This is a genomic window from Kitasatospora sp. NPDC057198, assembly GCF_042670125.1.
Taxonomy (GTDB): Bacteria; Actinomycetota; Actinomycetes; order Streptomycetales; family Streptomycetaceae; genus Kitasatospora.
In genome coordinates, this window is the sequence record NZ_JBHUWH010000376.1 from 1 (window position 1) to 7,683 (window position 7,683).

The window sequence follows — 7,683 nt, forward strand, 5'->3', positions numbered from 1 at the left end:
TCGAAGCCCAGGTCCTTGAACGCGCGCCGGTCCTCGATCGCGTCGGCGGAGCCGTGGCCCAGCACGATCGCGACCTCGTTGCGGACCAGGTCGAGCAGTGCCCGGTCGCGTTCGGCGGCCGGGAGGGCGGCGAGCCGGCCGCGCAGCGCGTCGGCCGCGTCGGCGCCGGTGCTCGCGGCGGACGCGGCGGCGGCGCGCCGGACGGACACGCCGGCCAGGGTGCGCCACAGCGGCGGGACGGTGTCGCTGCCGGCGGCCTGGGCGCGCAGGGCGGCGATGTCGAGGCGGGCGGGCATCAGGACGGCCTCGTCGCGTTCCAGGGCGACGTCCAGGACGGTCAGGCCGTCCTCCGCGCCGAGCGGGACGAAGCCGCGGTCGATCCGGGACAGCGAGGTCCGGTTCAGGTTGCGGCCGATGCCGGCCTCGTGCATCCAGGGGCCGAGCTGGAGCGAGGTGCCGGCCAGGCCGCCGGCCAGGCGGTAGCCGGCCAGGGCGTCCAGGAAGGAGTTGGCGGCGACGTAGCTGCCCTGGCCGGCCGCGCCGAAGGTGGAGGCGGCGGAGGAGAACAGCACGAACCGTTCGAGGTCGAGGTCCTGGGTGAGTTCGTGCAGGTGCCAGGCGGCGTCGACCTTGGGCCGCATGACGGCGGCGAGGCGTTCGGGGGTGAGCGAGGCGATCACGCCGTCGTCGACGACGCCCGCGGAGTGGACGACGGAGCCGAGCGGGTTCTCGGCGGGGACGCGGGCCAGCACGTTCGCGAGGGCGGCGCGGTCGGCGGCGTCGCAGGCCGTGATCCGCACCCAGACGCCGAGTTCGGCGAGTTCGGCGGCGATCGCGGCGGCCCCGGCGGCGGCCGGTCCCGAGCGGCTGGTCAGCAGCACGCCGCCGGCCCGGCCGGTGGCGACCAGGTGGCGGGCGGTGAGCGCGCCGAGGGTGCCGGTGCCGCCGGTGACCAGCAGCGAGCGGGCGGCCGGGTCGACGCCGGACGGGTGGGCGACGGGGGCGAGTTCGCCGGCCGGCCGGGTCAGCCGGCGGCCGTAGGCGGCGTGGCCGCGCAGCGCGAGCTCGGGTTCGCCGCCGCCGACGACGGTGGGCAACAGGGCGAACTGGCCGGTGCCGTCGACGGCGGACAGGTCGACCAGGACGATCCGGTCGGGGTTCTCGGCCTGGGCGGAGCGCAGCAGGCCGCGGACGGCGGCGGCGGCCAGGTCGGCGACGGGCTCGCCGGCGGCCGCGTCCACCGCGCCGCGGGTGACGACGACCAGGACGGCTTCGTCCAGGCGCGGCTCGTCCAGCCAGGCGCGGACCAGGCGCAGCGCCTCGGCGCCGGCCCGGCGGACGGTCGCGGGCACGTCGCGGCCCGGGTCGGTGCCGGGGTCGGTGCCGAGCCGGGCGTCGGCGCACAGCAGGACGGTGCGCGGGACGTCGTCGGCGGCGGCGAGGTCGGCGAGGTCGGCGAAGGCGCGCACCGGGGTGCCGGCGGCGGTCAGGCCGTCGGTGAGGCCGAAGCGGTCGGCGCCGACCAGTGCCCAGTCGCCGGCCGGGGCGTCGCCGGGGGCCAGCTGGGTCCACTCCTGGACGAACAGCGAGTCGGTGAGCTCGTTGCGGGCCGCCTGGAGCTGCTCGGTCGAGACGAGGCGCTTGACCAGCGAGCCGACGGTGACGACGGGGGCGCCGGTGGCGTCCGCGGCGGTCAGCGACACGTTGCCCTGGGCGTCCTGGCGGACCCGCACCCGCAGCACGGCGGCGCCGCCGGCGTGCAGTTCGACGCCCGTCCAGGAGAACGGCATCGGGACCTGGCCGGGGCCGGCCGGGGCGACCTGCTCGGCGAGGACGGCGGCGTGCAGGGCGGCGTCGAGCAGCGCGGGGTGCAGGCCGAAGGCGCCCGCGTCGGCGGCGACCGCGTCGGGCAGGGCGACCTCGGCGAACACGTCGGCGCCGCGCTTCCAGGCGGCCCGCAGGCCGTGGAAGGCGGGGCCGTACACGTCGGCGAGGTGCACGGGGTAGAGGTCGGTGACGTCGACGGCGGTGGCGCCGGGCGGCGGCCAGGCGGCGAGGTCCGGCTCGGCGCGGCCGGCGGTCAGCGCCGGGGCGACCACGCCGACGGCGTGCCGGGTCCACGGCTGCTGGGCGGTGGCGTCCTCGGCGCGGGAGAACACCTCGACGCCGCGGCGGCCCTCGCCGTCGGGGGCGGCCACCACGACCTGGAGCTGGATGCCGGAGCCGTCCGCGGGCAGCACCAGCGGCGCCTGGAGGGTGAGTTCCTCCAGCAGGCCGCAGCCGGCCTGGTCGCCGGCCCGGACGGCCAGTTCGACGAAGCCGGTACCGGGCAGCAGGACGGTGCCGCCGACGGCGTGGTCGGCGAGCCAGGCGTGGGTGCGCAGCGAGATCCGCCCCATGCAGACCAGGCCGGCGCCGCCGGCGAGTTCGACGGCCGCGCCGAGCAGCGGGTGGCCGACGGCGCCCAGGCCCAGCGACATCGGGTCGCCGCCGGGGCGGGCGGCGCGCAGCTCGCCCAGGGTGCCCTTGGGCCAGAACCGCTCGTGCTGGAAGGGGTAGGTGGGCAGGTCCACCCGGTTCGCGGCCGGCAGGACGGCCGACCAGTCCACGGGGGCGCCGGCCGTGAACGCCTCGGCGAAGGAGGTGACCAGGCGGGTCGCGCCGCCGTCGTCACGGCGCAGCGTGCCGCAGACGGCGGCGGGGACGGCGCCGGGCCCGGCCTCCTGGACGGCCTGCTCCAGCGACTCGGTCATCGCGCCGAGTAGCACGGGGTGCGGGGTGACCTCGACGAACAGCCGGTGGCCCTGGGCGGCGAGGGTGCGCACGGCACGCTCGAAGTGCACGGTGGCCCGCAGGTTGGCGTACCAGTACCCGGCGTCGAGTTCCTCGCCGGTCAGGGTCTCGCCGGTGACCGCGGAGACCATCGGGATGCGGCCGGAACGCGGCGCGACCTGGGCGAGGACCTCGCGGATCTCCTGCTCCAGGCGCTCGACCTGCGCCGAGTGCGAGGCGTAGTCCACGGCGACCAGCTTGGCGCGGACGCCCTCGGCCTCGAACTCGGCCTTCAGCTCCTCCAGTGCGCCGGGTTCGCCCGAAACCACCACCGTGGCGGGGCCGTTGACGGCGGCGAGGGCGACGCGGTCGCCGTACCGGGCGATCCGCTCCTGGACGGCCTCGGCGGAGCGGGAGACCGACAGCATGCCGCCGAGCCCGGCGAGCGCCTTGAGCGACTGCGAGCGCAGCGCGACGACGCGGGCGCCGTCCTCCAGCGAGAGCATGCCGGCGACGGTGGCGGCGGCGATCTCGCCCTGCGAGTGGCCCACCACCGCCTCGGGCTTGACCCCCGCCGCCTCCCAGACGGCCGCGAGCGAGACCATCACCGCCCACAGCGCGGGCTGCACCACATCGGCGGCCTTCAACTCCGGCTCACCGGCGAGTACTTCGTCCAGCGACCAGTCCACGAACGGCTCCAGCGCCGCCGCACACTGCGCCAGCCGCGCCGCGAACACCGGGCTCACCGAGGCGAGTTCACGACCCATGCCCAGCCACTGCGACCCCTGGCCGGGGAAGACGAACACCGGGCGGGGGTCGAGCCGGGCAACGCCCCGCACCAGGGTGCCGTGGGGGGCGCCGTCGGCGAGGGCCGCCAGGCCGGACAGCAGTTCGTCGCGGTCGGTGCCGACCACGACGGCGCGGTGCTCGAAGGTGGCCCGGCTGGTGGCCAGCGACCAGGCCACGTCGGCCGGTTCGAGCTCGGGGCGCCGGGTGGCCCGCTCGTGCAGCTGCCGGGCCTGGGCGGCCAGGCTCTCGGGGGAGCGGCCCGACACCAGCCACGCGCCGGCGCCGGAGAGCACCGGGGCGGCGGGCTCGGGCTGCGGCTCGGCGGGCTCCTCGGCGGGGGCCTCCTCCAGGATGACGTGCGCGTTGGTGCCGCTGCCGCCGAACGAGGAGACGCCGGCCCGGCGCACCCGCTCGCCGGTCGGCCAGGCGACCGGTTCGGTCAGCAGCTCGACCTTGCCGGAGTCCCAGTCGACGTGCGGCGTCGGCCGGTTGACGTGCAGGGTGCGCGGCAGCTGCTGGTTGCGCAGCGCCATCACCATCTTGATCACGCCCGCCACGCCGGACGCGGCCTGGGTGTGCCCGAGGTTGGACTTGACCGAGCCGAGCCACAGCGGCTGGTCCCCGGCCCGCTCCTGGCCGTAGGTGGCGAGCAGCGCCTGCGCCTCGATCGGGTCGCCGAGCTTGGTGCCGGTGCCGTGCGCCTCCACCACGTCCACGTCGGCGGCGGACAGCCGGGAGTTCTCCAGCGCGGCGCGGATGACGCGCTGCTGGGAGGGGCCGTTGGGGGCGGTCAGGCCGTTGGACGCGCCGTCCTGGTTGATCGCCGAGCCGCGGATCACCGCGAGCACCTGGTGGCCGTTGCGGCGGGCGTCGGACAGCTTCTCGACCACCAGCATGCCGGTGCCCTCGGCCCAGCCGGTGCCGTTGGCGTCGTCGGAGAAGGCGCGGCAGCGGCCGTCCACCGACAGGCCCTGCTGGCGGGAGAACTCGACGAACATGCCGGGCTGGGCGAGCACGGTGACGCCGCCGGCCAGGGCCATCGTGCACTCGCCGGCCCGGATGGCCTGGCAGGCCAGGTGCAGGGCGACCAGCGAGGAGGAGCAGGCGGTGTCGACGGTGACCGCCGGGCCCTCCAGGCCCATCACGTAGGAGACCCGGCCGGAGAGCACGGCGGTCAGGTTGCCGGTCATCATGTGGCCCTCCAGGCCGGCCGTCCCCCCTTCCGCCAGCTCCAGGTTGACCAGGTAGTTCGAGGTGAAACCGCCGACGAAGACGCCCGTCCGGCTGCCCTTGAGCGTCCCGGCGTCGATGCCGGCCCGCTCCAGCGCCTCCCAGGAGGTCTCCAGCAGCAGGCGCTGCTGCGGGTCCATCGCGACGGCCTCGCGCGGCGAGATCCCGAAGAACGCGGCGTCGAACCCGCTGGCGTCCTTCACGAAAGCGCCGGAGTTGGTGTACGACCGGCCGGACTTGTCCGGGTCGGGGTCGTAGATGCTGGCGAGGTCCCAGCCGCGGTCGGTGGGGAACTCGCCGACCGCGTCGCCGCCCGCGGCGAGCAGGTCCCACAGGTCCTCGGGGGTCTCCACGTTGCCGGGGTAGCGGCAGGCCATGCCGACGATCGCCAGCGGCTCGTACTCGCCGGCCTCCAGCCGGTGCAGGCGCTTGCGCGTCTCCTGGAGCTCGGCCGCGGTCTTCTTCAGGTAGTCGAAGAGTTTCTCTTGGTTATCCACAGTGACCCCTTACCAAAATGCCGTCGATTAGCGCGAAGTAACTAGTTGGACAGACCGAGTTCCTTGTCGAGAAACTCAAATACCTGGTCGGGTGTCGCCGAATCGAGTTCGACCTCTCCGCCGCCGGACTCCGCTTCGCCCTGCTTTTCGATCCACTTCGACAGAATGCTCTGCAGCCGCCTCGTGATCCGCTCCCCGGTGGCCCGGTCGGGCGCCGCCTGCGCGAGGTCGGCCTCCAGCCGGTCCAGGTCGTCGAGGGCCGGTGCCTGCCCGCCCTCCTCGGGGGCGAGTTCGGTGCGCAGCCAGGCGGCCACCGCCACCGGGGTGGGGTAGTCGAAAATCAACGTAGCGGGCACCCGCAGTCCGGTGGCGGTGTTCAACCGGTTGCGGATCTCCACCGCCGTCAGCGAGTCGAACCCCAGGTCCTTGAACGCCTGTTGGGCCTGCACGCCGTCGACCGAGGGGTGGCCCAGCACGACCGCGGCCTCGGCCCGCACCAGGTCGGTCAGGACGCGTTCCTGCTCGGCCCGGTCCTTGCCGGCCAGCCGCCGGGCGAGGTCGCCCTCGGCGGGCGCGGCCTCGGCGGTACGGGCGCCCGCGGCGGCGATCCGCCGGACCTCGGGCAGGTCGCGCACCAGCGGCGCCTCGGACAGGCCCGCGGCGGTCTGCGCCAGCACCTCCCAGTCCACGTCCATCACGGTCACCACCGCGTCCGGGCCGCGCAGCGACTCGCCCAGTGCCCGGACCGCCAACTCCGGGTCCATCGCCGACATCGGGAGCTTCTTCATCCGCTCCCGGATCGCCTCCTTCGACTCGGCCAGGCCGCCGCCGCCCCACTGGCCCCAGGCCACCGACAGGCCGGCCCGGCCGCGGGCGCGCCGCTGCTCGGCCAGCGCGTCCAGGTAGGAGTTGGCGGCCGCGTAGTTGCCCTGCCCGGCGGATCCCAGGGTGGAGGCGGCGGACGAGAACAGCACGAACGCGTCCAGGTCGAGGTGCGCGGTCAGCTCGTCCAGGTGCGCGGCGCTGGCGGCCTTCGCGGCCAGCACCGTGCCCAGCCGCTCCGGGGTGAGCCGGTCCACCACGCCGTCGTCCAGCACGGCGGCGGTGTGCAGCACCGAGGACAGCTCCGGGCCGACCCAGTCGACCAGGCCGGCCACCGCCGTCCGGTCGCCGACGTCGCAGGAGACCACGTCCACGGCGGTGCCGCGGGCGGCCAGGTCGGCCACCGTCGCCGCGACCCCGGCGGCGGCCGGGCCGGAGCGGCCGGTCAGCACCAGGCGCGCGGCGTCGCCGTCGGCCAGCCAGCGGGCGACGTGCCCGGCGATCGCGCCGGTGCCGCCGGTGATCAGGGCGGTGCCGCGCGGCGTCCAGCGGCCCTCGCCGCGGACCTCGGCGGCGTGGCTCATCCGGCGGCCCAGCAGCCCGGCCGGGCGGATCGCCGCCTGGTCCTCGCCGCAGCCCGCCAGCACCGCCGCCAGCCGGGCGCCCGCCCGGTCGTCCAGCGTCTCCGGCAGGTCGACCAACCCGCCCCAGCGGTCGGGGTGTTCGAGCCCGACCACCCGGCCCAGACCCCACACCTGCGCCTGCACCGGGCTGCTCGGCGCCTCGCCGGGCGCGGTGGACACCGCGCCCCGGGTGGCCGGCCACAGCGGCGCCTCCACCCCGCTGTCGCCGAGCGCCTGGATGAGCGTCAGCGTCGCCGCCAGGCCGCCGGCCACCACGGGGTGGTCCGGCAGCGGCGTCTCGTCCAGCGCCAGCAGCGACAGCACGCCGGACACCTCGGACGGCCGGGTCCCGGCGTCCTCGAGCGCGCCGGTCAGCAGCGCGGCCAGCGCCGTGCGGTCGGTCGTCCCGGCCGGCACCTCCACCGGCACGGTCAGCGCGCCCCGCGCACCCAGGGCGGCGGTGCAGCCCCGGGCCAGGTCGTCCTCGGCCGCCCGTTCGGGGACGGCCAGCAGCCACGTCCCGGTCAGCACCGCCGGGTCGGGGTCGGCGACCGGCGCCCAGCCCATCCGGTAGCGCCAGGAGGCGGTGGTCGAACGCTCCAGGTCGAGCCGCCGCCAGGTAGTCAACGCGGGCAGCACGCCCGCCAGTTGCTCGCCCTCGACGGCCAGCGTGTCGGCCAGCGCGGTCAGGTCGCCGCCCTCGACGGCCGCCCAGAACGCCGACTCGGCCGCCGTCCCCGATCCGTCCCGCCCGGCCGCCCGGCCGCCGTCCACCGGCACCTTCGGCCAGAAGCGGTCGTGCCGGAACGCGTACGTCGGCAGGTCCACCCGCCGCCCGGCGCCCTGGACGGCCGCCCAGTCCACCGGGGCGCCGTTGACGTACGCCTCGGCCAGCGAGGTCAGCAGGCGGGTCGCGCCGCCGTCGTCGCGGCGCAGCGTGCCGCAGACGG

The 7,683-nt window shown here is 76.4% G+C and carries 2 protein-coding genes; both read right to left on the reverse strand.

Features of this window, described 5'->3' with window-relative positions; translation table 11 throughout:
• Positions 1-5,288: type I polyketide synthase (locus ACFUEL_RS30485; protein WP_380240009.1), on the reverse strand; the 5,288-nt coding region annotated here is incomplete at its 3' end.
• A gap of 41 nt (positions 5,289-5,329) precedes the next feature.
• Positions 5,330-7,683 (reverse strand): KR domain-containing protein (locus tag ACFUEL_RS30490; RefSeq protein WP_380240010.1); only part of this gene is annotated, 2,354 nt, incomplete at its 5' end.